22 protein-coding genes are annotated in these 24724 nt (G+C 73.0%); 18 read left to right on the forward strand and 4 right to left on the reverse strand.

Annotation, left to right across the window (positions count from 1 at the left end):
* Positions 1-35 precede the first annotated feature (35 nt).
* On the reverse strand, positions 36-929 hold the full coding sequence (locus ACZ6ZR_RS18735) for a LysR family transcriptional regulator (RefSeq protein ID WP_465643641.1): 894 nt from the start codon (positions 927-929) through the stop codon (positions 36-38).
* A 220-nt stretch (positions 930-1149) separates the two neighbouring features.
* On the opposite strand from ACZ6ZR_RS18735, the gene ppk2 reads away from it, so the two are divergent.
* The 3 genes from ppk2 to rpsD all read left to right on the forward strand — a co-directional run bounded on the left by ppk2 (position 1150) and on the right by rpsD (position 4286).
* Entirely contained in the window at positions 1150-1977 is an 828-nt protein-coding gene (gene ppk2, locus ACZ6ZR_RS18740) for a polyphosphate kinase 2 (RefSeq protein WP_465643643.1), read from the forward strand.
* Between the two features lie 31 nt (positions 1978-2008).
* On the forward strand, positions 2009-3358 hold the full coding sequence (locus tag ACZ6ZR_RS18745; protein ID WP_465643645.1) for a replication-associated recombination protein A: 1350 nt from the start codon (positions 2009-2011) through the stop codon (positions 3356-3358).
* A 313-nt stretch (positions 3359-3671) separates the two neighbouring features.
* Positions 3672-4286, forward strand: a complete 615-nt coding sequence (rpsD, locus tag ACZ6ZR_RS18750; protein ID WP_465643647.1) for a 30S ribosomal protein S4 — start codon at positions 3672-3674, stop codon at positions 4284-4286.
* Here the strand turns inward: rpsD and ACZ6ZR_RS18755 are convergent.
* Complete coding sequence (locus tag ACZ6ZR_RS18755) at positions 4274-6433, reverse strand: ATP-binding protein (protein ID WP_465643649.1); 2160 nt, start codon at positions 6431-6433, stop codon at positions 4274-4276. The two genes, rpsD and ACZ6ZR_RS18755, sit on opposite strands and share 13 nt — an antisense overlap.
* A gap of 189 nt (positions 6434-6622) precedes the next feature.
* On the opposite strand from ACZ6ZR_RS18755, the gene ACZ6ZR_RS18760 reads away from it, so the two are divergent.
* From ACZ6ZR_RS18760 to ACZ6ZR_RS18815, 12 genes are all read left to right on the forward strand, one after another.
* Positions 6623-7102, forward strand: a complete 480-nt coding sequence (locus tag ACZ6ZR_RS18760) for a DUF948 domain-containing protein (protein ID WP_465643651.1) — start codon at positions 6623-6625, stop codon at positions 7100-7102.
* 5 nt (positions 7103-7107) lie between these two features.
* Positions 7108-7548, forward strand: a complete 441-nt coding sequence (locus ACZ6ZR_RS18765) for a DUF6167 family protein (RefSeq protein WP_465643653.1) — start codon at positions 7108-7110, stop codon at positions 7546-7548.
* Positions 7548-10217, forward strand: coding sequence for an alanine--tRNA ligase (gene alaS / locus ACZ6ZR_RS18770; protein ID WP_465643800.1), 2670 nt, complete (start codon positions 7548-7550; stop codon positions 10215-10217). The genes ACZ6ZR_RS18765 and alaS overlap by 1 nt, the downstream gene beginning before the upstream one ends.
* Positions 10217-10699 (forward strand): Holliday junction resolvase RuvX, encoded by a 483-nt coding sequence (ruvX, locus tag ACZ6ZR_RS18775; RefSeq protein ID WP_465643655.1) that lies wholly within the window; start codon positions 10217-10219, stop codon positions 10697-10699. Before alaS ends, ruvX begins: the two co-directional genes overlap by 1 nt.
* 115 nt (positions 10700-10814) lie before the next feature.
* Entirely contained in the window at positions 10815-12005 is a 1191-nt protein-coding gene (mltG, locus tag ACZ6ZR_RS18780) for an endolytic transglycosylase MltG (protein ID WP_465643657.1), read from the forward strand.
* 110 nt (positions 12006-12115) lie between these two features.
* Entirely contained in the window at positions 12116-13804 is a 1689-nt protein-coding gene (gene mltG, locus ACZ6ZR_RS18785; protein WP_465643659.1) for an endolytic transglycosylase MltG, read from the forward strand.
* A 17-nt stretch (positions 13805-13821) separates the two neighbouring features.
* A complete protein-coding gene (locus tag ACZ6ZR_RS18790) occupies positions 13822-14655 on the forward strand; it encodes a shikimate dehydrogenase (RefSeq protein ID WP_465643661.1) in 834 nt (277 codons plus the stop codon).
* A 135-nt stretch (positions 14656-14790) separates the two neighbouring features.
* Positions 14791-15975 (forward strand): chorismate synthase, encoded by a 1185-nt coding sequence (aroC, locus tag ACZ6ZR_RS18795; RefSeq protein ID WP_465643663.1) that lies wholly within the window; start codon positions 14791-14793, stop codon positions 15973-15975.
* Positions 15972-16484, forward strand: a complete 513-nt coding sequence (locus ACZ6ZR_RS18800; protein ID WP_465643665.1) for a shikimate kinase — start codon at positions 15972-15974, stop codon at positions 16482-16484. Before aroC ends, ACZ6ZR_RS18800 begins: the two co-directional genes overlap by 4 nt.
* Positions 16481-17569 (forward strand): 3-dehydroquinate synthase, encoded by a 1089-nt coding sequence (aroB, locus tag ACZ6ZR_RS18805; RefSeq protein WP_465643667.1) that lies wholly within the window; start codon positions 16481-16483, stop codon positions 17567-17569. The genes ACZ6ZR_RS18800 and aroB overlap by 4 nt, the downstream gene beginning before the upstream one ends.
* A gap of 32 nt (positions 17570-17601) precedes the next feature.
* On the forward strand, positions 17602-18042 hold the full coding sequence (aroQ, locus tag ACZ6ZR_RS18810; protein ID WP_465643801.1) for a type II 3-dehydroquinate dehydratase: 441 nt from the start codon (positions 17602-17604) through the stop codon (positions 18040-18042).
* A gap of 102 nt (positions 18043-18144) precedes the next feature.
* Positions 18145-18918, forward strand: coding sequence for an AAA family ATPase (locus tag ACZ6ZR_RS18815; protein WP_465643669.1), 774 nt, complete (start codon positions 18145-18147; stop codon positions 18916-18918).
* 40 nt (positions 18919-18958) lie between these two features.
* Here the strand turns inward: ACZ6ZR_RS18815 and ACZ6ZR_RS18820 are convergent, their stop codons facing one another.
* Positions 18959-20326 (reverse strand): ParB/Srx family N-terminal domain-containing protein, encoded by a 1368-nt coding sequence (locus ACZ6ZR_RS18820; protein ID WP_465643671.1) that lies wholly within the window; start codon positions 20324-20326, stop codon positions 18959-18961.
* A gap of 229 nt (positions 20327-20555) precedes the next feature.
* Here ACZ6ZR_RS18820 and ACZ6ZR_RS18825 point away from each other — a divergent pair, with 229 nt between their 5' ends.
* The 3 genes from ACZ6ZR_RS18825 to ACZ6ZR_RS18835 all read left to right on the forward strand — a co-directional run bounded on the left by ACZ6ZR_RS18825 (position 20556) and on the right by ACZ6ZR_RS18835 (position 23572).
* Positions 20556-21365: an Fpg/Nei family DNA glycosylase gene (locus tag ACZ6ZR_RS18825; protein WP_465643673.1), complete on the forward strand. Its 810-nt coding sequence runs from the start codon at positions 20556-20558 to the stop codon at positions 21363-21365.
* 96 nt (positions 21366-21461) lie between these two features.
* On the forward strand, positions 21462-21842 hold the full coding sequence (locus tag ACZ6ZR_RS18830) for a peptidase inhibitor family I36 protein (RefSeq protein WP_465643675.1): 381 nt from the start codon (positions 21462-21464) through the stop codon (positions 21840-21842).
* A gap of 101 nt (positions 21843-21943) precedes the next feature.
* Positions 21944-23572: a peptide-N4-asparagine amidase gene (locus tag ACZ6ZR_RS18835; RefSeq protein ID WP_465643677.1), complete on the forward strand. Its 1629-nt coding sequence runs from the start codon at positions 21944-21946 to the stop codon at positions 23570-23572.
* 60 nt (positions 23573-23632) lie between these two features.
* Here the strand turns inward: ACZ6ZR_RS18835 and ACZ6ZR_RS18840 are convergent, their stop codons facing one another.
* Complete coding sequence (locus tag ACZ6ZR_RS18840) at positions 23633-24643, reverse strand: DUF2278 family protein (RefSeq protein ID WP_465643679.1); 1011 nt, start codon at positions 24641-24643, stop codon at positions 23633-23635.
* Between the last annotated feature and the right edge of the window lie 81 nt (positions 24644-24724).

The raw sequence follows: 24724 nt of genomic DNA on the forward strand, positions 1-24724 counted from the left end.
GAACCCCCAGGGGTGACGCCCGTGCGAGAGCCTCCCTAGAGCTCGAAGGTCGAGCGGCAGCTCTCGATGAAGGCGGCCATCGCCGGGGTGAGGGGGCTGTCGCGCAGCCAGTAGAGGCCGACGTGGCTGGGGGAGAGGCCGGTGACGTCGCGGTAGACCACGTCCGGGCGGGAGGCGAGGCGCCGCATGGCTTCGGGGGCGAAGCCGATGCCCTGGCCGCAGGCGACGGCGGCCAGCCATTCGTCGGCGTTGTGGACGACGGCGCCGATCCGGGCCGGACGGCCGCCGCGTTCGGGGCAGCCGAGCCAGTAGTCGCGCCAGAAGCCGGCCTCGGCGGGGATGGCGACGAAGGTGTCGTCGAAGAGCTCGGAGACGTCGATGGTCTCGCGGCCGGCCAGCGGGTGGGAGGTGGGGAGGACCGCGAGGCGGGGGGAGACGGCGAGCCGTTCGCCGGCGAACTCGGGGCAGAGGTCGACGGGGGCGTGCCAGAGGGCGAGGTCGATCTCGCCGCTCGACAGGCCGGAGGTGACGTCGAACCAGTTGTTCTGCCGCATCCGGGCCTGCCAGCCGGGCATCCGCCGCTCGAACTCGGCCATGGTGGCCAGCCCCACCAGGCTGATGGTGGCCCCCTCGAAGCCGACCCGGAGCAGGCCCTGGGCCTCGGTGGCCGCCTGGCGGGTGGCTCGGAGGGCGGTCTCCCAGGCGCTCAGCAGGGCGGGGGTGCGGGCGGCCAGTTCCTCGGCCGCCCGCGTGGGTGTCACCCCGGTGCGGGTGCGCTCGAAGAGCTGGACCCCGAGCAGGCTCTCCAGCTGGCGCACCTGCTTGGTGAGGGCGGGCTGGGACACCAGCAGCCGGGCCGCGGCGGCGGTGAGCTGGCGCTCCTCGTAGACCACCGCGAAGGAGCGGAGCAGCCGGGTGTCGATGTCCATGCCATCAGGTTATGGAAGAGGGAATTGGACCGGCCCGCCGGGGCTGGGGCAGAGTGAGCCACCCGCCCGGTACCGGCAGCACAGGGGACGGCCGGTCCCGGGCGCCCGCGCCGTCGCGCGCAGTACGCCCGGAGACTCCACGCAGTACCGCGCCGACCTGCGAACGGACCTGATCCGCCGTAACGTGAGTGCCCATCAGCACCCGTGAGCGGAGGGCCGGATGGCGTCGAAGTCCCCCAAGCCGAAGAAGTCCCCCGACCGGCTCCCGAAGAAGCCGTACGAGCGCGAGCTGCTGAGCCTCCAGAGCGAGCTGGTCAAGCTCCAGGAGTGGGTGAGGGCCGAGGGCGTCCGGCTGGTGGTGGTCTTCGAGGGCCGGGACGCGGCCGGCAAGGGCGGCGCGATCAAGCGGGTCACCGAGTACCTCAACCCGCGCGTCGCCCGGATCGCCGCGCTGCCGGCGCCGACCGAACGCCAGCGCAGCCAGTGGTACTTCCAGCGGTACGTGGAGCAGCTGCCGGCCGCCGGGGAGATCGTCCTGTTCGACCGGAGCTGGTACAACCGGGCCGGGGTCGAGAAGGTGATGGGCTTCTGCACGCCGGAGGAGTACTGGCAGTTCCTGCACCAGTGCCCGACCTTCGAGCGGATGCTGATCGAGGCCGGGATCATCCTGCGCAAGTACTGGTTCTCGGTCAGCGACACCGAGCAGGAGAAGCGCTTCCGGGACCGGCTGGAGGACCCGATGCGGCGCTGGAAGCTCTCGCCGATGGACACCGAGTCGATCTCCCGCTGGGAGGAGTACTCCCGGGCCAAGGACGAGATGTTCGTCTACACCGACATCCCGGAGTCCCCCTGGCACGTGGTGGAGAGCGACGACAAGCGCAGGGCCCGGATCAACATGATCGCCCACCTGCTCTCCACCGTCCCGTACCACGAGGTCAGCCCGCCGTCCGTGCAGCTGCCGCCCCGCCCGCCGGGCCAGGGCTACCAGCGGCCCCCGCGCGACCTGCAGAAGTACGTGCCCGACCACGCGGCGAAGCTGACGGACTGAACTGTCGCCGCCCTGGCATACGCTTCACAGCGTGGAACCGGACCTCTTCACCGCAGCAGCCGAGGAACGCCAGGCCCAGGAGCCCGGCCGGGCCCCGCTCGCCGTACGGATGCGCCCGCGCACCATCGACGAGGTGGCCGGGCAGCGGCAGCTGCTCAAGGACGGCTCCCCGCTGCGCCGCCTGGTGGGCAACTCGGGCGGCCCGGCGGCGACCAGTTCGGTGATCCTCTGGGGCCCGCCCGGCACCGGCAAGACCACCCTGGCGCACGTGATCAGCCAGGCCGTGGAGGGCCGCTTCGTGGAGCTCTCGGCGATCACCGCCGGGGTCAAGGAGGTCCGCGCGGTGATCGAGGGCGCCCGCCGCGCCGTCGGGATGTCGGGGCGGGAGACGGTGCTCTTCCTGGACGAGATCCACCGCTTCTCCAAGGCCCAGCAGGACTCGCTGCTCCCGGCGGTGGAGAACCGTTGGGTCACCCTGATCGCCGCCACCACGGAGAACCCGTACTTCTCGGTGATCTCCCCGCTGCTCTCCCGCTCGCTGCTGCTCACCCTGGAGTCGCTGACCGACGAGGACATCAGGGCGCTGCTGCGCCGGGCGGTCGAGGACGAGCGCGGCCTGGCGGGGGAGGTGACGCTCGGTCAGGAGGCCGAGGACCACCTGGTCCGCCTCGCCGGGGGAGACGCCCGGCGGGCGCTCACCACCCTGGAGGCGGCGGCCGGGGCGGCCCTGGAGAAGGGCGAGGCGGAGATCACCCTGGCCACCACCGAGACGGCGGTGAACCAGGCGGCGGTCCGCTACGACAAGGACGGGGACCAGCACTACGACGTGGCCAGCGCCCTGATCAAGTCGATCCGGGGCAGCGACGTGGACGCCACCCTGCACTACCTGGCCCGGATGATCGAGGCCGGCGAGGACCCGCGCTTCATCGCCCGGCGGCTGATGATCTCGGCCAGCGAGGACGTCGGCCTGGCCGATCCGACGGCCCTTCAGACGGCGGTGGCGGCCGCCCAGGCGGTGGCCCTGATCGGCTTCCCGGAGGCCCGGATCATCCTCAGCCACGCCGCCATCGCCCTGGCCCTGGCCCCCAAGTCGAACGCGGCCTACCTGGCCATCGACGCCGCCCTGGCCGACGTCCGGGCCGGCCTGGCCGGGGCCGTGCCTCCGCACCTGCGGGACGGCCACTACAAGGGGGCCGCCAAGCTGGGCCACGCCCAGGGCTACCAGTACCCGCACGACCTGCCGGAGGGCATCGCCCGCCAGCAGTACGCGCCGGACGCGGTGCACGGCAAGGAGTACTACCAACCGACCCGGCGCGGCGGCGAGGCCCGGTACGCGGACACCGTGGAGTGGACCAGGGGCCGGCTCAAGGGTGAGTCCTGACGCCTGTATAGTTGCCCGGAGTGCCCTGTCCCGGGCCCGGCGGTGAGCTTCGGCTGACCGACCGGCCGCACCAGCGGGACGGTGGCCCGAAGCCCTTCGGGGCTTCCAGGAGCGTTGCGCACCGGTCTCGGTGTCGCGGGCGGCCCACCACCTTCACGGCGGTGGGCCGAACGTGTGCAAGCACAGTAGTGCCCGGCTGCGGAGAGCGGCTGATCGTCCGTCACACGGGCGGTTTTTCTCCGGGTCGCGACGAGCAACCTCCGTCAACACCTGGTGAAGCCGTATTCGCACACTGAAAGAGGTAATGGTCGCCATGGCGAACCAGAAGCGTCCCAAGGTCAAGATTGCGCGTGCCCTTGGCATCCCGCTGACCCCGAAGTCCGTCAAGTACTTCGAGGCTCGTCCGTACCCGCCCGGCCAGCACGGCCGTGGCCGCAAGCAGAACTCTGACTACAAGGTCCGTCTGACCGAGAAGCAGCGTCTGCGCGCCCAGTACGACCTGAGCGAGAAGCAGATGGCCCGGGCGTTCGACCGTGCCAAGAAGACCGACGGCAAGACCGGTGAGGCGCTGATCGCCGAGCTCGAGACCCGTCTCGACTCGCTGGTCCTGCGTTCGGGCATCGCCCGCACCATCTACCAGGCCCGTCAGATGGTCGTCCACGGCCACATCGAGGTCAACGGTGGCAAGGTCAACAAGCCGTCGTTCCAGCTGAAGCCGGGCTACGTCGTCACCGTGCGTGACCGTAGCAAGGAGAAGACCCCGTTCGTCGTCGCCCGTGAGGGTGGCAACGCGGGTGAGGGTCAGACCCCGAAGTACCTCGAGGTCAACCTCCGCGCCCTGGCCTTCCGCCTGGACCGCGCCCCGCAGCGTCGTGAGGTCCCCGTGATCTGCGACGAGCAGCTGGTCGTCGAGTACTACTCGCGCTGACCTGCCGCAGGCAGAGCCGAGCCCCGCAGCCTTCCGGCTGCGGGGCTCGGCCCGTTCCCGGCCGGGCGCGGGGCGCGGCCGGCGGCCACCCGGGCCGCCGCCCGGTCCAGGTCCAGGGCCGCGCCGAGCTCGAAGGCCTCGGCGAACTCCTGCTCCGTCAGACCGCTCCGGGCCCGTTCCAGGCCGGTGCGGTGCGGGGTGTTGAAGGTGGTCGAACCGCAGAACGGCTTGCCGACCGCCCGCCAGGTCCGGTGTGCCGCACCCAGCAGCACCGCCGCCTCGTACAGGTCCGGGTCGGGGCCCTCGGTCTCCAGCACCGCCAGGACGTCCAGCGCCAGCACCACGCCGAGCAGGTCGTGGAAGAGGTGGTTCAGCCGCACGCACTCGCGGGCGTGCGCCCGGGCCTGCCGCGGCTCGCCGGAGAGCCAGGCCGCGTACGCCATCGCGTAGCGGCCGTACGCGTAGGCCCACTGCTCGCCGTGCTCCTCGCAGACCTCGCGGACCTTCTCCAGCCAGATGGTGCCGCGCTCGGTCTCGCCCTGGAACAGGTGCGCCACGCCGAGCTCGAACATCGCCATCAGCACGTTGCTGTTCAGCTCGCCGATCGCCTCGTAGTGCCACAGCGCCTCCTCGAACAGCTCGGTGGCGCGGGCGAGTTCGTCGCCGATCAGGGCGGCGCAGCCCTGCCGGTGCACCGCGTAGGCGAGTGCCCGGTCGTCCCCGGTCTCCAGTGCCTGGCGGTGGCACTCGGCCAGGGCGGGCCGGGCCCGGTGCAGATCGCCCTGGAGGGTGGCCAGGTAGCCCGTCACCCACAGGGCCTTGGCCCGGGCCTCGGTCGGCTCGGGGGCCAGCGCCAGTGCGCGGTCCAGCCAGTGCCGGCCCTCGCCCAGGTGGCCGGAGCCGACCCAGTAGTACCAGAGGGTGCCCGCCAGCAGCAGGGCCAGCTGCTCCTCTCCCGGCTCGGCCAGGCAGAACTCCAGCGCGGCGCGCAGGTTGGAGTGGGCCAGCCTGGTCCGCTCGGCGGTCTCCGGCTGCCGGGGGCCGAACCACTCGACCTCGCCCCAGGTGGCCACCCCCAGGTACCAGTCCCGGTGGCGCCGCCGCAGCCGCTGCTCCTCGCCGCCGGCCCGCAGCCACCCGGCGCCGTACTCGCGCAGGGTGTCCAGCAACCGGTAGCGGGCGCCGAGCGGGCCGTGCTCCCGCAGCAGCACCGACTTGGCGATCAACTCGCCGACCAGGTCCAGTAGTTCGTCACCGGCCAGGCCCTCGCCCGCGCACACGTACTCGACCGCCTCCAGGTCGAAGGCGCCGGTGAAGACCGAGAGCCGGGCCCAGAGCAAACGTTCCTGCGGTGAGCAGAGCTCGTGGCTCCAGCCGATCGTGGTGCGAAGCGTCCGGTGCCGCTCGGGGCCGATGCGGGAGCCGCCGACCAGCAGCCGGAAGCGGTCGTCCAGCCGGTCGGTGATCTGCTGCACCGAGAGCGCCCGCAGCCGCCCGGCGGCCAGCTCCACGGCGAGCGGGATGCCGTCCAGCCGGCGGCAGAGCCTGGCCACCTCGGGCAGGTTCCGGTCCGTCAGCTCGAAGCCCGGCAGCACGGCGGCGGCCCGGTCGGCGAACAGCCGTGCCGCCGCCGGGACCCGGCCCGGCTCGGCCAGCACCGGCAGCGGCGCCAGCGGGTGGAGGTGCTCGCCCGCCACCCCGAGCACCTCCCGGGCGGCGGTCAGCACCCGCAGCCCCGGCGCGGCCCGCAGCAGCGTGCCGACCAGGGCGGCGCAGGGCTCCACCAGGTGCTCGCAGCCGTCCAGCACCAGCAGCAGCTCCCGGTCGGCCAGTTGCTCGGCCAGCACCTCCTCGGGCGGGCGGGTGGTGGAGTCGGGCAGCCGCAGCGCCTCCAGCACCGCGTGGCCCAGCAGGTGCGCAGCGCGCACCCCGGCCAGCTCCACCAGCCGCACCCCGTCGGTGTACCGCCCGGCTGCGGCGGCCGCCGCGCGCAGCGCGAGCCTGGTCTTGCCGACCCCGCCGGGGCCGGTCACCGTGACCAGCCGACCCGCCGTCAACAGGTGCTCCAGCTCGGCCAGTTCGGCCTCCCGGCCGACGAAGCTGGTCAGCTCGGCGGGCAGCCGGTGGCTGGGTGAGTCACTGCACACTGAGCCGCCCCCGTGGCCTGGAATGGACCCGCACCCTGCGGACCACCCCCTCAACGAGGTGACCAGGCAGGGGGTTACTGCACTTGCGCCCGCAGGTCGAGCCGGGTGCCGCACGCAATCCGCTTGCCGAATCGCGGTAGGGTTCAACCCTGAAGAGTGGGGCTGACTGACGGCGAGGGAGCGCGCAAGGTGTCCGTGGGAGAGCTGGCCGGTCTGCTGGTGGCCGTGTTCTGGGCGGTCCTGGTCACCCTGCTCGCGGTCGTGCTGGTGCGGCTCTCCAAGGTGCTCCGGGAGGCGACCGTGCTGGTCGCCGCCGTCACCGAGCAGGCCGTGCCGCTGCTGACCGACGCCGGCACCGCGGTGCGCAGCGCCAACGAGCAGCTGGAGCGGGTGGACGAGATCACCGCCAACGTGCAGGACGCCGCCGCCAACGCCAACGCGCTCTCCTCGACCGTGGCCGCCACCCTCGGCGGTCCGCTGGTCAAGATGGCCGCCTTCTCCTACGGCGTGCGCAAGGCGGTGGCCCGTCAGCAGGCCGGCCCCACGGTGCCGCAGCAGGCGGGCGAGCGCGAGGAGCTGGCCCGGCTGATCCGGGCCGAGGTCCGGGCCGCCACCGCCCCCCGCCGGGGCGGGCTGGTCGGCCGGCTGCGCCGCGCGGTGAAGGGCTGACGGCGATGGTGCGACGCATCTTCTGGATGGCGGTCGGCGCGGGCGCCACCGTCTGGGCCATGAACAAGGCCAACGAGGCCGTGCACCGGATGACCCCGGACAGCCTCTCCGGCACCGCCGCCCGCGGCGCGCTCCAACTCGGCGACGCCGCCAAGCGGTTCGCCGCCGACGTGCGCGCCGGGATGACCGAGCGGGAGCGGCAGCTCCGCGACGACCTGGGCCTGGACGGCACCGCCGTGGTCGAGCCCCCGCGCCGGAAGGCGCTGCGCGGCGAGGCGACCGACTCCCCGATCGGGGCGGCGCGAGCTATCAAGGCGGCACCGGGCTCCCCGGCGGCCGCCCAGCGCCCCAGTCTCCGCAGTGCCCGCACCACCCCCTCAGACATGGATTCGACGCCGCGTCAGCTCCCGGAGCTGCCCGGCGGCCCCAACCGGAAGGACCAATGATGGAGTCGGCAGAGATCCGCCGCCGGTGGCTGCGCTTCTTCGAGGAGCGCGGCCACACCGTCGTGCCGTCGGCCTCCCTGGTCGCAGACGACCCCACGCTGCTGCTGGTCCCGGCCGGCATGGTGCCGTTCAAGCCCTACTTCCTCGGCGAGGTCAAGCCGCCCTTCCCGCGCGCCACCAGCGTGCAGAAGTGCGTCCGCACCCCGGACATCGAGGAGGTCGGCAAGACCACCCGGCACGGCACCTTCTTCCAGATGTGCGGCAACTTCTCCTTCGGCGACTACTTCAAGGAGGGTGCCATCAGCTTCGCCTGGGAGCTGCTGACCACCCCCGTCGCCGAGGGCGGCTACGGCCTGGAGCCCGAGAAGCTCTGGATCACCGTCTACCAGGACGACGACGAGGCCGAGGCCATCTGGCGGGACAAGATCGGCGTCCCGTCCGAGCGCATCCAGCGCCTGGGCAAGGCCGACAACTTCTGGTCGATGGGCGTCCCCGGCCCCTGCGGCCCGTGCTCGGAGATCAACTACGACCGCGGCCCCGCGTACGGCGAGGAGGGCGGCCCGGCCGTCAACGGCGAGCGCTACATGGAGATCTGGAACCTGGTCTTCATGCAGTACGAGCGCGGCGCCGGCTCGGGCAAGGACGACTTCCCGATCCTCGGCGACCTGCCCAGCCAGAACATCGACACCGGCCTCGGCCTGGAGCGGCTGGCCACCATCCTGCAGGGCGTCGACAACCTCTTCGAGATCGACACCTCGCGGCACATCCTGGACCGGGCCGCCGAGCTGACCGGCCACACCTACGGCGCGGCCGAGCGCTCCGACATCTCGCTGCGCGTGGTCGCCGACCACATCCGCACCTCGGTGATGCTGGTCTCCGACGGCGTCACCCCGGGCAACGAGGGCCGCGGCTACGTGCTGCGCCGCATCCTGCGCCGCGCGATCCGCAACATGCGTCTGCTGGGCGCCACCGACCCGGTCGCCAAGGCGCTGACCGATGTCACCATCGAGGCGATGGGCCCGCAGTACCCGGAGCTCTACAAGGAGCGCGAGCGGATCACCACCGTGATCGTCGCCGAGGAGGTCTCCTTCCTCCAGACGCTGCGCTCGGGCACCACGATCCTGGACGGCGCGGTCGCCGAGACCAAGTCCTCGGGCTCCTCGGTGCTGGCCGGTGACAAGGCCTTCCAGCTGCACGACACCTACGGCTTCCCGATCGACCTCACCCTGGAGATGGCCGCCGAACAGGGCCTCTCGGTGGACGAGGACGGCTTCCGCCGCCTGATGAAGGAGCAGCGGGACCGGGCCAAGGCCGACGCCAAGGCGAAGAAGCACGGCCACGCCGACGTCTCCGCCTACCGCGAGGTGGCGGACCGCTCGGGCGCGACCGTCTTCACCGGGTACAACGACTCGCACGGCGAGGCCACCGTGGTCGGCCTGCTGGTGGACGGCGTGTCCGCCCCGGCCGCGCACGAGGGCGACGAGGTCGAGGTCGTCCTGGACCGCACCCCGTTCTACGCCGAGGGCGGCGGCCAGCTGGCCGACCAGGGCCGGATCCGGTTCGACTCGGGCGCGGTGGTCGAGGTCCGCGACGTGCAGACCCCGGTGCCGGGCGTCACGGTGCACAAGGGCTCGGTCGTGGTCGGCGAGGTGGTGCTCGGCGCCGGCGCGTACACCCAGATCGACCTGGACCGCCGCCGGGCCATCGCCCGCGCCCACTCGGCCACCCACCTGACCCACCAGGCGCTGCGCGACGCGCTCGGCCCGACCGCCGCCCAGGCCGGTTCGGAGAACGCCCCGGGCCGCTTCCGCTTCGACTTCGGCTCCCCGGCCGCCGTGCCGGGCTCGGTGCTGGTGGACGTCGAGCAGAAGATCAACGACGTGCTGACCCGTGAACTCGAGGTCACCGCCGAGGTCATGACGATGGACCAGGCCCGCAAGGCCGGCGCCATCGCGATGTTCGGTGAGAAGTACGGCGACTCGGTGCGAGTGGTCACCATCGGGGACTTCTCCAAGGAGCTCTGCGGTGGCACCCACGTCGGCAACACCGCCCAGCTGGGCCTGGTGAAGCTGCTCGGCGAGTCCTCGATCGGTGCGGGTGTCCGCCGGGTCGAGGCACTGGTCGGCTCCGACGCGTACAAGTTCCTGGCCAAGGAGCACACCGTGGTGGCCCAGCTCACCGAGCTGGTCAAGGGCCGCCCGGAGGAGCTGCCGGAGAAGATCTCCGGGATGCTCGCCAAGCTCAAGGACGCCGAGAAGGAGATCGAGCGCTTCCGCGCCGAGAAGGTGCTGGCACTCGCCTCCGGGCTCGCCGGGAGCGCCGAGGACGTCCAGGGCGTCTCGGTGGTCGCGGCCCGCGTCGCCGACGGCACCGGCGCCGACGACCTGCGCAAGCTGGTCCTCGACGTCCGGGCCCGGCTGGGCTCGCGCCCGGCCGTGGTCGCCGCCTTCACCGTGGCGGGCGGCCGCCCGCTGACCGTGATCGCCACCAACGAGGACGCCCGCTCGCGCGGCGTCAAGGCCGGTGAGCTGGTCAAGGTCGCCGCCAAGACCCTCGGCGGCGGCGGTGGCGGCAAGGACGACGTCGCCCAGGGCGGTGGCACCGACCCCGGTGCCCTGGACCAGGCGATCGCCGCGGTCAAGGGCCTGGTCGCGGAGCGCGCCAGCTGATGGAGCCCCAGGAGGAGAAGGTCTTCCGCCGGGGGCGCCGGATCGCCGTGGACGTGGGGGACGCCAGGATCGGGGTCGCCAGCTGCGACCCGGACGGGCTGATCGCCACCCCGGTGGAGACGGTCCCGGCGGGCGGCCGGTCCCAGGCCCGGCTCAAGGCCATCGCGGACGAGTACGAGGCCATCGAGGTGGTGGTCGGTCTGCCGCGCTCGATGAGCGGCAAGGAGGGCCCGGCCGCCGCCAAGGTCCGCGAGTACGCGGACCGGCTGGCCGTGCTGCTCTACCCGGTGAAGGTCCGTCTGGTGGACGAGCGGATGACCACGGTCACCGCCGCCCAGGGCCTGCGGGCCTCCGGCCGGAACGCCAAGAAGGGCCGCTCGGTGATCGACCAGGCGGCCGCCGTGGTGATCCTGCAGAACGCCCTTGAGACCGAACGGGTGAGCGGTAGGCCCCCCGGTGAGAGCGTCGTGCCGGTCGGCTGATCATCGTGCAATAGCGTCCCGGACGGGGCACCTGCGGACTGCCGCGGGTGCCCCGTTCCGCATTCCCGGGCTCTCCCGACTCCCGGGTTCCAGGGCAGCCGGAGGGGACGAGGCCGTGACCGATCCGTACAGCGCGCCGGGCCTGACGCCCGGTCACCTGGGCGCCCCCGCGGTCGAACCCGAGGGCCGGACCCCGGGCCCGCCGCCCGGCGCCGCGCCGCCCGACCCGCGGCGGCTGCGCTCCGGCCTGGCCTGCTGCCTGAGCGTGCTGGCGCTGGCCGGGGTGCTGGGCGCCGCGCTGCTGGTCGGCTACCTCTGGTGGCCCCGGGACGAGCCGGTCCGGGCGGCCGACTTCAGCGGCTCCGGCAACGGCTCGGCCCAGGTCTCGGTGGCGCAGGGCGCCACCGTGGCCCAGATCGGCCAGGCCCTGGTGAAGCAGGGCGTGGTGGCCAGCACCCGGGCGTTCACCGAGGCGGCCGCCAAGAGCCCGGCCGGCAACACGATCCAGCCCGGCACCTACACGCTCCGTCAGAAGCTGCCCGCCGCCTCGGCGTTGAACGTGCTGCTCGACCCCGCCAACGCCAACGCCCTCACCATCCCCGAGGGCCGCCGGGCCGCCCAGGTCTACGAGGCCGTGGACCAGAAGCTCGGGGTCGCCGCCGGCACCACCAAGGCGGTGGCCGAGCAGCGGACCGGTGAGCTCGGCCTGCCCGAGGAGGCCGGGGGGAACCCGGAGGGCTACCTCTTCCCCGCCACCTACCCCGTCACCGCCGAGTCCGGCCCGCTCGGCCTGCTCCAGCAGATGGTCCGTCAGGCCGTCCTGGCCCAGAAGGCGGACGACCTGGAGACCGCCGCGACCCTGCTCGGGCGCAGCCCGTACGAGCTGCTGACCGTCGCCAGCCTGGTGCAGGGGGAGGCGGACAACCCGGAGGACATGGGCAAGGTGGCGCGGGTGGTGCACAACCGGCTGGCGAAGCGGATGCCGCTGCAGTTCGACTCCACCATCAACTACGCGATGGGCCGCTCCACCCTCACCACCACGACCGGCGACACCAGGCTGGACTCGCCGTTCAACACCTACCTGCACCTGGGCCTGCCGCCCACCCCGATCGCCAACCCGGGCCGGGACGCCCTCCAGGCCGCCGTCCAGCCCGCCGAGGGGGACTGGCTCTACTTCGTCACGGTGGCCCCCGGGGACACCCGCTTCACCGACAGCTTCGAGCAGCACCAGCGCAACGTCGCCGAGTTCAACACCCGTCAGGCGGCGCGCGCCGCCCGTCCCTCCGCGAGCGCCGGCGGCCACTGAGGGTGAGTCCGTCCAGCGGGGACGTACCGTGCGGTACGGTAACGTCTCCCTCCAGGCGTGTCGCTAGCACGCCGGTTCGAGAGACTTGCCGGATCGGCTTAAGGGGATCGATGACGGATCTGGGCGGGGGCTACCAGCCCCAGGGCACGCAGCCTTGGCACCCGGGCGACCCCGGATACGGCGGCTACGCCCAGGGTCAGCAGCCCGGTCAGCAGGGTCCGCAGCCCGGCCAGTACGGCTACCCTCAGCAGCCGCAGCCCGATCCGTACGGCTACCCCCAGCAGGGCTACCCGCAGCAGCCGATGCCGCAGCAGCCGCAGTACGGCCAGCCCCAGCAGCCCGGGTACGGCCAGCCGCAGCCTCAGCAGCCCCAGCCGCAGTACGGCCAGCAGCCCTACCAGCAGCAGCCGCCGTACCAGCAGGGCTATCCGCAGCAGCAGCAGCAGGTGCCCCAGCAGCAGCCGGTGCAGCAGCAGCCGCCGGCCCAGCCGCGGCCCGCTCGCCGGCGCCCGGAGCCGGTCTCCGGCCCCGGCCCCGACGGCATCGACTGGGAGGCCGAGGCCGCCGCGCTGGACGCCCCCGCTCCGGCCCCGGTCGAGGCCGAGCCGGAGGAGCAGTGGGCCGAGGAGGAGTACCAGGAGCACGACCCGGAGCAGGAGTCCTTCTTCGGCGAGGAGGACGACTCCCGCTCCGCCGAGAAGCGCCGCAAGGAGAAGGGCAAGAAGGCCGGCCGCAAGAACAGCGGCGCCTGCCTGGTAGTCGCCCTGGTCCTGATCGGCGGCCTCGCCGGCGGCGGCTACTGGGGCTACAACCTCTACCAGAAGCACTTCGGCCCGCCGCCGGACTTCGCGGGCGAGGGCACCGGCACGGTGCAGATCGAGATCAAGCCGGGCACCGGCGAGGCGATGGGCAGGACGCTCAAGGACGCCGGCGTGGTGAAGAGCATCGACGCCTTCGTCACGGCCTTCGGCAAGAACCCCAAGGCGAACGGCATCCAGCCGGGCTTCTTCACCATGCACCACCAGATGTCCGCAGAGGCGGCCGTCAAGTTGCTGGTGGACTCGGCCGGCGGCGCGGCGATCATCCTGCCCGAGGGCCGCAAGGCCTCGGACATCTACAAGCTGATCGACGGCAAGCTCAAGGTGCCCCCGGGCACCACGGCCAACGTCGCCAAGAACCAGGTGAACGACCTCGGCCTGCCCCCGTACGCCAACGGCAACATCGAGGGCTTCCTCTGGCCGGCCAAGTACTCGATCAGCGAGGGCATGAAGCCCGAGGACCTGCTCAAGCAGATGGTCAAGACGGCGGCCGAGAAGTACCAGGCGCTGAACCTCGACGCCAACGCCTCGAAGGCCGGGCTGAAGAACGGCTACGAGGTGCTGATCGAGGCGAGCATCCTGCAGGCCGAGGGCAACAACTCCGCCGACTTCGGCAAGATGGCCCGCGTCATCCAGAACCGCCTGGGCAGCAACGAGACCCAGCACCGCCTCGGGATGGACACCACGATCCAGTACAGCCTGGGCCGGACCAACCTGACGCAGAAGGACATGGACGACGCGTCCAACAAGTACAACACCTATCTGAACACCGGACTCCCGCCCGGCCCGATCTCCAACCCGGGTGAGGACGCCATCAACGCGGTGCTGGACCCGGCCCAGGGCAAGTGGCTGTTCTTCATCGCGATGAACGCGCAGGAGACCCGCTTCGCGGAGACCTACGCGGACCACCTGAAGAACGTCGAGGAGTACTGCACCGGCCGCAACCTCGGCTTCGACAAGGCCCGGGGACACTGCAAGTAGCCAGGGGGACAAGGCAGATGACCACGCAGCACCGGGCCGCCGTGCTCGGCTCGCCGATCGCGCACTCGCTCTCCCCGGTGCTGCACCGGGCCGGGTACGAGGCGCTCGGCCTGACGAGCTGGCGGTACGGGCGGCACGAGGTGGACGAGGCCGGTCTGGCCGGGTTCGTCCGGGACCTCGACCCGGCCGAGTGGGCCGGGCTGTCGCTGACCATGCCGCTGAAGCGGGCGGTCATGCCGCTGCTGGACGAGGTGAGCGAGGCCGCGCTCTCGGTGGACGCGGTGAACACCGTGGTGTTCGGCCCGGACGGGCACCTGCGCGGCGACAACACCGACATCCCGGGCCTGGTCAACGCGCTGCGCGAGCGCGGCATCGAGCGGGTGGAGACGGCCTCGGTGCTCGGCGCGGGGGCCACCGCCTCCTCGGCGCTGGCCGCGCTGGCGCAGGTCTGCGCCGGCGAGGTGACCGTGTACGTGCGCAGCCCCGAGCGGGCCGCCGAGATGCGGGAGCTGGGCGAGCGGCTCGGCCTGACGCTCCGTACGGCGCGCTGGGAGGACGGGGCGGCCGCGCTGGCCGCGCCGCTGACCGTCTCGACCACCCCGGCCGGCGCCACCGACGGCTTCGCGGGCGGCCTGCCCGCCGCGCCCGGGGCGCTCTTCGACGTCCTCTACCACCCGTGGCCGACGGCCCTGGTGGCGGCGGTGGCGGAGCGCGGGGCGACGGTGCTGGGCGGCCTGGACCTGCTGGTCCATCAGGCGGTGCTCCAGTTCGAGCAGTTCACCCGGGTGGAGCGCGGACCGCTGGACGCGATGCGCGCCGCCGGCGAGAAGTCCCTGGCAGAAGGTGTCTGACGAGGTCCGGTCGAGCTGACAAGGTTCGGACCGTTCCTGTCCGCAACGCGGACCGTGCGGCCGTTCCGTTTCCCGGCATGAAAGGATCGAGGGGAACGAACGCCTGGCCTGAGGGCCGCTGACGAAGGAGCTCCGTTGGGTACGTTGCGCTGGCTGACGGCGGGTGAGTCGCACGGCCCCGCACTGGTCGCGACGCTGGAGGGCCTGCCGGCCGGGGTGCCGGTGACCACCGAGCTGGTCGCCGACGCGCTGGCCCGTCGTCGGCTCGGCTACGGCCGCGGTGCCCGGATGAAGTTCGAGCAGGACGAGGTGACCTTCCTCGGCGGCGTCCGGCACGGCGAGACCATGGGCAGCCCGGTGGCGATCATGGTGGGCAACACCGAGTGGCCGAAGTGGGAGCAGGTCATGTCGGCCGACCCCATCGACCCCGAGATCCTGGCCGGCCTGGCCCGGAACGAGCCGCTCACCCGGCCCCGCCCCGGCCACGCCGACCTGGCCGGCATGCAGAAGTACTCGATCGAGGAGGCCCGCCCGATCCTGGAGCGCGCCTCCGCCCGCGAGACCGCGGCCCGGGTCGCGCTCGGCGCCGTCGCCCGCTCCTACCTCAAGGCGACCTGCGGCATCGAGATCGTCTCGCACGTGGTCGAGCTGGCCGCCGCCAAGGCCCCGGCCGGCGTGCTGCCGCTGCCCTCCGACGAGGCCCGCCTCGACGAGGACCCGGTGCGCTGCCTGGACGCCGACGCGTCCAAGGCGATGGTGGCCGAGATCGACCAGGCCCACAAGGACGGCGACACCCTCGGCGGCGTGGTCGAGGTGCTGGCCTACGGCGTGCCCGTCGGCCTCGGTTCGCACGTGCACTGGGACCGCCGCCTGGACGCCCGCCTGGCCGCCGCCCTGATGGGCATTCAGGCCATCAAGGGCGTCGAGGTCGGCGACGGCTTCGACCTGGCCCGCGTCCCCGGTTCCAAGGCGCACGACGAGATCGTGCCCACCCCCGAGGGGATCAAGCGCACCTCCGGCCGCTCCGGCGGCACCGAGGGCGGCCTCTCCACCGGCGAACTGCTGCGCGTCCGCGCCGCCATGAAGCCGATCGCCACCGTGCCGCGCGCCCTGCAGACCTTGGACGTGCGCACCGGCGAGCCCGCCAAGGCGCACCACCAGCGCTCCGACGTCTGCGCCGTCCCGGCGGCCGGCATCGTCGCCGAGGCGATGGTGGCGCTGGTGCTGGCCGACGCGGTGGCCGAGAAGTTCGGCGGCGACAACGTCTCCGAGACCCGCCGCAACGTACAGGGCTACCTCGACAACCTGATCGTCCGATGACCGCACCGGTGGTCGTGCTGGTCGGCCCTCCCGGAGCCGGCAAGAGCACCGTCGGCAGGCTGCTCGCCGAACGCCTCGGCGTCACCTTCCGGGACACCGACGCGGACATCGAGCAGACCGCCGGCAAGCCCATCCCGGAGATCTTCGTGGACGAGGGCGAGCCGCACTTCCGGGAGCTGGAGGTGGCGGCCGTCGCGGCCGCCGCCTCCGGGCACCCCGGGGTGCTCTCGCTGGGCGGCGGTGCGGTGATGGCCGGTCAGACCCGCGCGCTGCTGCGCGAGCTGCCGGTGGTCTTCCTGGAGGTCGCGCTCGGCGACGCGGTCAAGCGCGTCGGCCTGGACGCGCCCCGGCCGCTGCTGGCGATCAACCCGCGGGCGCGCTGGCGCGAACTGATGGAGGCCCGCCGCCCCCTGTACCTGGAGGTGGCGACGGCCGTGGTGGACACCGAGGGCCGCACCCCCGAGCAGGTCGCGGACGCCGTACTGGAAGCACTGGAGTTGAAGGCATGAGTGACACCGTCACCATCCACGTCGGCGGCAGCGCCGGGCACGACCCGTACGACGTGCTGATCGGGCATCAGCTGCTCGGCGAGCTGAGCGGGCTGATCGGCACCAGGGCCAAGCGGGTCGCGATCATCCACCCGGAGGCCCTGGAGGCCACCGGCGAGGCGATCCGGGAGGACCTGGCGGCCGAGGGCTACGAGGCGATCGCCCTCCAGGTGCCCAACGCCGAGGAGGCCAAGAGCGCCGAGGTGGCCGCGTACTGCTGGTCGGTGCTCGGCCAGACCGGCTTCACCCGCAGCGACGTGATCGTCGGCCTCGGCGGCGGCGCCACCACCGACCTGGCCGGCTTCGTGGCGGCCACCTGGCTGCGCGGGGTGCGCTGGGTCTCGATGCCCACCACGCTGCTCGGCATGGTGGACGCGGCGGTCGGCGGCAAGACCGGCATCAACATCGCCGAGGGCAAGAACATGGTCGGCGCCTTCCACCCGCCGGTGGGCGTGCTGGCCGACCTGGCCACCCTGGAGACCGTGCCCAAGCACGACTACGTCTCCGGCCTGGCCGAGGTGATCAAGTGCGGCTTCATCGCCGACCCGGTCATCCTCGACCTGATCGAGCAGGACCCGGAGGGCGCCAAGACCCCGGCCGGCCCGCACACCGTGGAGCTGATCCGGCGCGCCATCCAGGTCAAGGCCGACGTGGTCTCCGGTGACCTCAAGGAGTCCGGCCTGCGGGAGATCCTCAACTACGGCCACACCCTCGGCCACGCGATCGAGCGCAACGAGCGGTACAAGTGGCGGCACGGCGCGGCGATCTCCATCGGCATGGTCTTCGCCGCCGAACTCGCCCGCCTGGCCGGGCGCCTGGACGACGACACGGCCGACCGGCACCGCTCGGTGCTGGCCTCGGTCGGCCTGCCGCTGAGCTACCGGGCGGACGCCTGGCCGAAGCTGCTGGACGCCATGCGGATCGACAAGAAGTCCCGCGGCGACCTGCTGCGCTTCATCGTGCTGGACGGCCTGGGCAAGACCTCCGTGCTGGAGGGTCCGGACCCGCAGGTGCTGGTCGCCGCCTACGCGGAGGTGTCCTCGTGACCGAGGTGACCGGGGTGACCGCGGCCGCCGGGGTGACCAAGGTGCTGGTGCTCAACGGCCCCAACCTCGGCCGGCTGGGCAGCCGGGAGCCGGACGTCTACGGCGCCACCTCCTACGCCGGCCTGGTCGAGCGCTGCACCGCGCTCGGCAAGGAGCTCGGCTTCGAGGTCGAGGTCCGGGAGACCAACTCCGAGCAGGCGATGATCGAGTGGCTGCACGAGGCGGCCGACGGGCGGACCCCCGTGGTGATCAACCCCGGGGCGTTCACCCACTACTCGTACGGGATGCGGGACGCGGCCGCGCAGCGGACCGCCCCGCTGATCGAGGTGCACATCTCCAACCCGTACGCCCGGGAGACCTTCCGGCACAACTCGGTGATCGCCGCGGTGGCCTCCGGCACGGTGGCCGGTTTCGGCATCGGCTCCTACGAGCTGGCGCTGCGCGCGCTGGCCGAGCAGCTCGTCACCAAGTGACGACGAGCGCCGTCGGCTCGGCCTGACGGACGATCAGTTGCCTGGTGGCGGGCTTGTGCCCGCCACCAGGGCGCCGTGTAGTCTCCCGGACGGGAGGTGCCAGTGACGCAGTACGCAGGGGGTTCGGGTGGCCAGGTGCCGCCGCCGGGCCACTCCTTCGCGCCCGCGGGCGGGAGGCCGCCGTACCCGGTGGCACCGCCGCCGCCGGTGAGGCCGCCGTACCCGGTGGCGCCGCCCCCGCAGACCGGTCACTTCCCGATGCCGCACGCCGCCCCCGTGCCACCGGTGCCGCCGCCGTACGTCGTGCAGCCCACCCTGGCGGTGCTGCTGATCGGCCCGGCCGGTGCGGGCAAGACCACGGTGGCCCGGCACTGGGCCGAGCGCCGACCCACCCCGACCGCGCACATCTCGCTGGACGACGTCCGCGAGTGGGTGCAGGCCGGCTTCGCCGACCCGCAGTCCGGGTGGAACGACGCCTCCGAGGCGCAGTACCGGCTGGCCCGCCGCACCTGCGGCTTCGCCTGCCGCAACTACCTGGCCAACGGGATCTCCTGCATCATCGACGACGCCGTCTTCCCCGACCAGCCCGCGGTCGGCCTCGGCGGCTGGAAGCGGCACATCGGCCCGGGCATGATCCCGGTGGTGCTGCTCCCCGGCCTGGAGTCGGTGCTGATGCGCAACGCCCGCCGGAGCGGCAACCGGCGGCTCGCGGACGAGGAGGTGGCCCGGATCCACGGCCGGATGGCCGGCTGGTACAGCACCGGGCTGCCGATCATCGACAACTCCCAGCTGGACGTGGCGGGCACGGCGGCCGCGCTGGACCGCGTGATAGCGGCCCGGCTGTCCGCCCTCGCGGGGGGACAGCCGGGCCGCTGACGGGCCGTCAGCCTTCGGCCCGGGCTCTCGGACCTGTCGGTCAGGCCGGGTTGCCGACCAGCTGGACCGGGCCGTTCAGGGTGTTCGGGGTGCAGCCGGGCGCGGTGAGGGTGAGCTTGTCCTTGGTGTAGACGACGCTCAACGGGCCGGTCAGCACGGTGCCGCAGAGCTGCACGGTGCCCGCGCCGACGGCCTGGACCGGGCCGGTCACGTCCGAGCCCTTGACCACCAGGTTGGCGCCGCCGTGGACCACCACCGGGCCGAACTGCTGGGCGCCGGTCAGGCAGGTGGTGCCGGAGCCGACCACCAGCGGGCCGTTGTGACGGCCGGTCAGGGTGGTGGTGCAGGCCGGGCCGGTGGGCACCTTGGCGCGGAAGTCCAGCGCGTAGGCGAGCTTGCCGGGCTTGGCCTCGGTGATCGGGGCGCTCAGCTTGCCGAACTCGCCGCCGGTGGGCTTCTTGCCGTTGTTCCAGGCGGCCATCCGGCCGAGCTGGTCGGCGGTGCGGCCGTCCGGGGTGACCACGGTGGAGCCGGGCACGGCGGTCATCGCCTGCGAGGCGGTGCGCACCGCGTTCAGGTAGGAGGCCGCGTTGGCCGGGTCGTAGGAGCCGGGCAGGCCGACGCCCTGGCCGCGCAGCCAGTCGCCCCAGTTGAACTCCAGGTACTCGGCCGCGTCGGCCGGCACCGCGTAGCCGATGTCCCGGGTGAAGTAGACCAGGCTGCGGTACGGGTCGTCCTGGAAGTCCGCCAGGCCCAGGCGGGTGGGCAGCCGGCCCACGGTGACCGCCTGGTTGTTCGCGTCCAGCAGGCGGACCCACTTGTGCTCCTGCATCTGCTGCCAGAAGGCGGCCTGCGAGAGCCTGCTGTAGTTGGCCTGGACGATCAGGCGGATGTGCAGCTTCTGCCCGCCGTCGGGGGCCTCCAGGAAGGAGGTCAGGGTGTGGTGACCGTCCGTCAGGTAGAGGGCGCCGCCCGGGCCCACCACCACGGTCTTCATCTCGGAGCGGCTCTCCTCGGTCTCCTGGCCCACGGCTATGGTGCAGGTGAAGGTGGAGGCGTCGGAGATCTTCGCACCGGGCTGGACGGTCGCGGCCGCGCCCTGGCCGTTGGTCTCGCACCAGTCGTCGAAGCGCTTGTTGAAGCTGCCGTTGGCCTCGTCCTTGGCGGAGGTGTAGCGGCCGAGCTTGTAGTAGACCTCGTCGTAGCCGATGGCCGGCTGGGTCGGGCGCAGCTGGTCCAGGGTGACGTCCAGCAGGTCGCCGGCCCGGGCCTCGAGCGCCGGGTTCGGGGCCGCGGCGGCGGGGGAGGCGACGGCGCCCAGGCCGGTGACCGCGAGCAGGCCGGCCGCGGCGGAGGCGAGCACGGCGCGGCGGCGGCTGCGGTGCTGCGGGGCGGGGGCGGTGCTCATGGGGCGACTCCTGCGGTCGGTGGCCGGCGTGCGACGGTGCTGGCGCATATCCACCCACTGACGGCGGCTCAACCGGTGGCCGCAGGGTGGTGCGCAGGTGACGGGGGCGTGAACCCTGACCGTCGCGCCTCTGGGAAGTCGCTGGACGGGGGCCTTCCGGCCCGTCCGGCGTGTCGGTCCGGGCTGCGAGAATGGAGCCCTCGCCGTCACCGTCCGGGAGGGGACCGTCTTGCCCGAGGGCCACATCATCCACCGTCTCGCCACCGAGCACGCCAAGGGTTTCGCGCACCGCCCCGTCGCCGTCTCCAGCCCGCAGGGGCGCTTCGCGGAGGGCGCGCGGCTGATCGACGGTCAGGTCCTGACGGAGGCCCAGGCGCACGGCAAGCACCTCTTCCTCGGCTTCCCCGCCGACCGCTGGCTGCACGTCCACCTCGGCCTGTACGGGGTGTTCGCCTTCGGCGAGGCCCCGGCCCCCGCCCCGGTCGGCCTGGTCCGGCTGCGGCTGGAGAACGACGAGCTCTTCTCCGACCTGCGCGGGCCGAACACCTGCGAGCTGCTCACCGGTGAGGAGAAGGCCGCGGTCCACGCCCGCCTGGGCCCCGACCCGCTGCGCCCGGACGCCGACCCGGAGGTGGCCTGGCAGCGGATCTCCCGCAGCCGCACCACGGTCGCCGCGCTGCTGATGGACCAGAAGGTGCTGGCGGGGGTGGGGAACGTCTACCGCGCCGAGGTGCTGTTCCGGCACGGCATCGACCCGCACCGGGCCGGCAAGGACCTCACCCGGGCCGAGTGGGACGCGGTCTGGGCCGACCTGGTGGTGCTGATGCACGACGGCGCCGACATCGGCCGGATCGACACCGTCCGCCCCGAGCACACCCCCGAGGCGATGGGCCGCCCGCCCCGGGTGGACGACCACGGCGGTGAGGTCTACGTCTACCGGCGGGCCGGGATGCCCTGCCTGGTCTGCGGCACCGAGGTCCGCACGGAGGCGCACGCGGCGCGCAACCTCTTCTGGTGCCCGGCTTGCCAGCGGCCCTGAGCGCCCCCTGGTCGGGTGAATCCTGACGGCCGGCCGGTCCACCGGCGGTCCGTTCTGACACGATCCTTCCAACTGCTCAGCTGAGGAGGGGTTCTGATGCACCGCAAGCCGACCCGGATCCTGACCGCCCTCGCCCTGGGCGCCGTGCTCGCCCTGGCGCCCGCCGCCGGGGCGCGGGCGGCGCCGCGGAGCTGGTCCGCCTGCCCCGACGGCTGGATCTGCTTCTTCTCCGAGCGCGACGGCGGCGGCCAGATGTGCCGCTGGTCGCAGAACGCCACCGACGCCCGCTCGATGTGCTCCTGGATGCACGCGGGCACCAACACCCGCTCGGTCTGGAACCGGACCTCCAAGCGCTACCACTACTACCACCGCACCGACTACGTGGACCGGATCGGCTCCACCACGGCCGGCGACCGGGGCAACCTCGCGGGGACGTACACCATCGGCTCGCTCTGCGGCGGGAGCTGTCCCGGCTGATTGACAGGTTCAGTACAGCGACGGAAGGATGCCGGTGCCCTTGACGGTCCGTCAGCACGACGGTCCGTCAGCACCGAGAGCACCGGCACCCGGAGGCCGTCTTGCCCGCACCCTCGATACCCCGCCGCGCGGCCCGCGCGCTCGGCGCCGTCCTGCTGGCCCTGGCCGCCGTGCTGGCCGGCGGCGGCCCGGCGCACGCCGACTTCGGCACCGACTACCACGACCCGTTCACCGCGGCCAAGCCGCTGACCAGGCCGGACACCCGCTCGTGCACCGTCGAGGTGATGCACGAGCGGGCCTTCCGCAGCGGCTACGGGAACCCGCCGGACACCCCGTACGCGGGCACCCTGGCCGTGCCGCCCAGCTGCGCCGGGCCCTGGTCGATGGTGGCGCTGGACCTGCACGGCAGCGTGGCCGGGCGGCAGTTCGACCGGCTGTTCACCGTCCGGGTCGGCGGGGTCGAGGTGCTGCTCTCCTCCACCCCCGAGCCCTCCAAGGACGGCATCGAGTGGCGGCTGGAGCGTGACCTCACCCGCTACGCCCCGGTGCTGACGGGCAGCCAGCCCTTCGAGTTCGACCTGGCGAACGTCACCGACGAGACCTACACCGGTGTCTTCGTGATCTCCGCCTCGGTCACCTTCTACACCGCCTCGCCGAAGTGGCCGGCCGCCCGCACCGCCGACCGGGTGCTCACCTCCGGCCCGTTCGCCCTGGACCGCTCCCGGCTCTCCACCGCCCGCGAGTACAGCTTCCCGCCCAACCTGGAGGCGCTCACCGCCGAGCTCTACGTGCGCGGCGGCGGGGCCTGCGAGGAGTTCGCCTACGCCTCCGCCCCCGAGGAGTTCGTCCGGGCCAACCCGGGCCGCGGGTACTGCGGGCAGGGCCCGTTCCGGGAGCTGCGGCTGGCCGTGGACGGCACGGTGGCCGGCGCGGTCTGGCCGTACCCCGTGATCTACACCGGAGGATGGGACCCGCTGCTCTGGCGGCCCACCCCCGGCCTGTTCGCCTTCGAGCTGCCCGCCTACCGGCTGGACCTCACCCCGTACGTCGGGCTGCTGCTCGACGGCCGCCCGCACACCCTCTCGGTCACCCTCAACCAGGCCGAGCAGCAGAGCAACGACTCCTGGACCGGGCAGCTCAACCTCTTCGCCGAGCTCGACGAGGGCAGCGCCCGCACCACCGGCGCCCTGACCCGCCACCAGGTGGCGGCCGCCGCCGAGCCGGTCACCGCGCTCACCGACCTGGGCGGCGGCAGCGGGGACTGGACGGTCACCGCCCGGCGGCAGGACGTGGCCGAGGGCTGGGTGCAGACCTCGCACGGGCGGGTCCGCACCGAGGTGACCAGCAGTCAGAGCTTCGGCTCCACCCAGCGGCTGCGGGAGGAGGGCGCCGCGCTCCAGCTGGCCAACCGGCTGGACCAGACCTGGACCACCCACCGCAAGGGCGGCGGGCCGCAGCGGGTGGAGACGGTGAGCGAGAGCGTGCCGCTGACGGTGGACTACCGCTACGGCGAGGACGGCCAGCGCACCTCGATGGTGATGGGCCGGCACCGCAGCGAGACCGCCGACGGCGTCCGCCGCACCCTGGACCACACCTACGCCCCGACGGCCTACCGCCGCGACGGCGCCACCCCGGTCCGCACCGCCTCGGCGGTGGAGACCTACCGCTCCACCGGCCCGGAGGGCCCGTACGCCCGGACCGTCACCACCCGGGACGGCTGGCCGCTCTGACGGACCGTCGCCCGCCCGGGGAGCACACCCGGGCGGGCGGCCTCGCGGCTGGGAGGCCCCTCAGAACGTGAGCGTCCGGCCCTCCTGCTTGGCCTGCTTGGCGGTGTACGAGACGCCGTGCACCTTCAGCCCGGCCGGATCCAGCAGGGTGATCACCCCGCCGCCGTTCTCCAGCTCGAAGGTGCCCTGGCCGGTCACCGCGAGGCTCGCACCGGGCTCCAGCCGCTGGGCGGGCAGCGGCAGGCGGCGCTTGGAGCGGTCGGCCAGCTGCCAGCCCGTCAGGTCGACCGGGGCGGCGGAGGTGTTGAGCACGGTGACCTTCTCCCGGCCGCGGTCCGTCCCGACCGGGTTGACCAGCGCGGAGACGATCCGCAGGCCGGCCGGGGTGTGGTCGTCCGGGCGGCCCGGGGTGCCGGGCAGGGTGTGGCCGGTGGTGTCGTCGGTGTGCCAGGCCTGCGACTGGAAGGCCAGGAAGACCGCGATCCAGCGGTCCTCGGCGGGCAGGTGCACCAGCAGCGCACCGTCCTGGTGGACGCCGTCGTCGCTCTTGAACCGGCCGCTGTTGCCCTGGTTCATGTGGACGTCGTGCACGCCGTTGCCCGGCTCGAAGCCGAAGACCTTGTCCGGCTTGCCGGGCTCCGGGCCGAAGCGCTCGCCGAAGACGTGCAGCACCGCCCCCGGGTCGGCCACGGCGCGCAGCACGAAGTGGTCCAGCAGGTCGGCCAGGTCGTTGTCCACGCCCGGCAGGTCCGGCGGCAGGGTGCGCAGCGTCGCCGGGTCGAAGAGGTTGCCCCGGATGAAGTCCACGGCGGCGGTGCCGGCGGTGGAGCGCAGCGGCGTCCAGCCGGTGCCGGTGGCCGGGAGCAGCCCGGTGACCGGGTGGCGGAAGTCGTCCACCACCGCGTAGAGCAGCTCCGAAGGTGCCTGCTGGGACTGGACGTTGACGGCGGCCCGGTACTCGGTGCCGTGGGTGTCGCGCAGGTGGATCTGGTAGTGCGGGGTGTCGGTGGCGCCTTCGCGGCGGCGGGCGACGGCGCGGGCGGAGAGCACGCCGTAGTTCTTGAGCGGCATGGGCGGCGGTCCTTCGAGGGAGTGCGGCGAGCCTGTTCGGGCACCGTTATCCCGCAGGGGGGCGCGCGGCGTGCGGCGAAC

Source organism: Kitasatospora sp. NPDC088742, from assembly GCF_055584905.1.

Coding starts and splice junctions, on each gene's coding strand:
- rpsD (WP_465643647.1), top strand. CDS start 3,672: ATGGCGAACCAGAAGCGTCCCAAGGTCAAGATTGCGCGTGCCCTTGGC.
- alaS (WP_465643800.1), top strand. CDS start 7,548: ATGGAGTCGGCAGAGATCCGCCGCCGGTGGCTGCGCTTCTTCGAGGAG.
- ACZ6ZR_RS18800 (WP_465643665.1), top strand. CDS start 15,972: ATGACCGCACCGGTGGTCGTGCTGGTCGGCCCTCCCGGAGCCGGCAAG.
- ACZ6ZR_RS18820 (WP_465643671.1), bottom strand. CDS start 20,326: ATGAGCACCGCCCCCGCCCCGCAGCACCGCAGCCGCCGCCGCGCCGTG.
- aroB (WP_465643667.1), top strand. CDS start 16,481: ATGAGTGACACCGTCACCATCCACGTCGGCGGCAGCGCCGGGCACGAC.
- ACZ6ZR_RS18840 (WP_465643679.1), bottom strand. CDS start 24,643: ATGCCGCTCAAGAACTACGGCGTGCTCTCCGCCCGCGCCGTCGCCCGC.
- mltG (WP_465643659.1), top strand. CDS start 12,116: ATGACGGATCTGGGCGGGGGCTACCAGCCCCAGGGCACGCAGCCTTGG.
- ACZ6ZR_RS18765 (WP_465643653.1), top strand. CDS start 7,108: ATGGTGCGACGCATCTTCTGGATGGCGGTCGGCGCGGGCGCCACCGTC.
- ppk2 (WP_465643643.1), top strand. CDS start 1,150: ATGGCGTCGAAGTCCCCCAAGCCGAAGAAGTCCCCCGACCGGCTCCCG.
- ACZ6ZR_RS18735 (WP_465643641.1), bottom strand. CDS start 929: ATGGACATCGACACCCGGCTGCTCCGCTCCTTCGCGGTGGTCTACGAG.
- ruvX (WP_465643655.1), top strand. CDS start 10,217: ATGGAGCCCCAGGAGGAGAAGGTCTTCCGCCGGGGGCGCCGGATCGCC.
- ACZ6ZR_RS18790 (WP_465643661.1), top strand. CDS start 13,822: ATGACCACGCAGCACCGGGCCGCCGTGCTCGGCTCGCCGATCGCGCAC.
- ACZ6ZR_RS18830 (WP_465643675.1), top strand. CDS start 21,462: ATGCACCGCAAGCCGACCCGGATCCTGACCGCCCTCGCCCTGGGCGCC.